The sequence below is a fragment of the Planktothrix sp. FACHB-1355 genome (assembly GCF_014748295.1).
Lineage (GTDB): Bacteria > Cyanobacteriota > Cyanobacteriia > Cyanobacteriales > Aerosakkonemataceae > Aerosakkonema > Aerosakkonema funiforme_A.
In genome coordinates this window covers 1-2,097 of sequence record NZ_JACJUP010001199.1, presented here as the reverse complement: position 1 = coordinate 2,097, position 2,097 = coordinate 1, and the positions used below count along the sequence as shown (strand labels likewise).

Sequence of the window (2,097 nt, the reverse complement as noted above, 5' to 3'; positions counted from 1 at the left end):
TGCATCGCTCAGCCGAATATCCAATTCGTTATTAAAACGTCTGCGTGCCTTTAAATCTGCGTCCAAAGCTGACAAAGCTTCCATATAGCAAACGCTTGGTATTACCAGACGAACTGATGCTGGCGTACTTAGTAACAAAGTGCTTGCTTCGGGGTCGCGTCCTGTCGCAATACTCATCGGGAAATTAGTTTCGACGTAAAGTATCATGCTAATTAAAAATCATCTGGACTTGCGAAGAAATATTTCAAAACGATGTATCGCAACTTGCTATCAATCCTGATTTCAACTTCAGGTTGAGCTGTGCCATTTTTAAGCAACGACAACAACCCTATGGCTGCTATCTGTTCTTCTGCTGGGGGAGTAGGTGACTTCCAATGATAGCCTAAGTCGTTCAACCACGATTGGGCTGTACTACCAAGGTAATCCCCAGATATCCATTTATCGCTTACTTCCAGACCGTAAGGGCTAAGCACTTCCGCAGTATTGAGTATACAAACTGGTTCCGACGAGTTACCACTTTCCCATTTGAAGATTTGGATGTTTTCGATGTCAATAAACATGACGAATGGAATTGCCCCATTGCCAGCTTTTAGCCACGAAATCGCTTCGGAAACATTACCGTATATTTCTCTATTTCCTTTGGCTTTCACCAACAAAATTATGCGATCGTCATCGTCCAAAATGACAACTTCCGGTTTGATGCGATATACAGTTTTTTCCAATTGTTCGGCGTTCATAATTCATCCTTGAGTCAGCAAAACAACAGCATAAGCTGCAATTCCTTCTTCCCTACCGACTGGCCCTAATTTTTCGTTTGTGGTAGCTTTGATTCCGATGCGATCGCAGTCTAAGTTGAGAACGCTGGCGAGACGATCGCGCATTTTGGTAATATAAGGTTTCAGTTTCGGACGTTCCGCCACCACTACCGAGTCAATATTGCCGATCTGCCAACCTTTATCTAACACTAATTGATTCACCTGACTCAGCAACATCAAACTATCAGCGCCAGCCCATTTCTCATCTGTGGGCGGAAAATAATGACCGATATCCCCCAAACTCAGCGCCCCCAGCATCGCATCCATAATTGCGTGAGTCAGCACATCCGCATCGCTATGCCCCAGCAAACCTAATTCGTGGGCAATTTCTACACCTCCCAAAATCAAACGACGCCCCTCAATCAGTCGGTGGATATCATAGCCATTGCCAATTCTGATGTTCATTGTTTTTTCCTTTGTTATTTGCGATCGGCCATTAGTTATCAGTCACTTTTGCCCATGACCGATCGCTAATGACCACTTAAGCAATTTGCATCAAATTGGTATACTCAGTCAAGAGCTCGTCGTAAGTCAGGCTTTCTGTTTCCGATTGAGGAGTCCAAAGCAGTTCAAACACCGTCAGATATTCCGGTGCGATAGAACCAATACTCTCTAGGGCTTCTTTCAATTCTTGAGATGAGTAGACATTTCCAAACATCGGGCGATCGTTCTCCGTGCCAATTAGCAACGTTACCACAATATACGAGCCCGGTTCTGCATCTGGATTCGGATTTACCTCTTTTTGGCGGACTTTTCCCTCTACGTTAGTAAGAGTTTCCGAACTAAATTTAGTACGTTCTTCAATCGAAAACTTATTAAAAATTTCCTGCGCTGACTCGCGGTTGCGGACTGTTTTGGAAGTAGCTGATACGTGCGTCCAGTTTTCAGGCGATCGCAACAGCGCCAAAACAGATTCTTGCAACAATTCTAATAATCCTTCTGACGTACCAGTATCGATCTTGAGACTTAATTCTGATAATTCTTTTTGAATCGCACGCGCTTGCGCCAGCAATCCCACTTGAATTTTGCTGATAGTAACAATATTGTTGTCTAATTCTTTATTACCAGTTGGGATAACTTCATCAGTACTTTCAACATAATTACTGCTGGTTTTCTTAAAGGCGCTGACAACTATCAGCAGCACAGCAGTTAGCACAATTAATCCAAACATAGAAGGAAAAAACCATCCCCATCCCGAATAGAAATAAATTCCACCCGACCTGTAACCACCACCGTAGACGGGAGTAGAGTGGTAATAGCTACCGCCAGACGAACCGCCACT

General features: G+C 43.7%; 3 protein-coding genes. All 3 read right to left on the bottom strand.

The window, feature by feature from the left end:
- Positions 1 to 212 precede the first annotated feature (212 nt).
- Entirely contained in the window at positions 213 to 737 is a 525-nt protein-coding gene (locus H6S82_RS30705) for a hypothetical protein (RefSeq protein WP_190472535.1), read from the bottom strand.
- Positions 738 to 740: 3 nt separating this feature from the next.
- Positions 741 to 1,220, bottom strand: a complete 480-nt coding sequence (ispF, locus tag H6S82_RS30700) for a 2-C-methyl-D-erythritol 2,4-cyclodiphosphate synthase (protein ID WP_190472532.1) — start codon at positions 1,218 to 1,220, stop codon at positions 741 to 743.
- A 76-nt stretch (positions 1,221 to 1,296) separates the two neighbouring features.
- A partial coding sequence (locus tag H6S82_RS30695) for a DUF1517 domain-containing protein (protein ID WP_191057289.1) occupies positions 1,297 to 2,097 on the bottom strand: 801 nt, incomplete at its 5' end.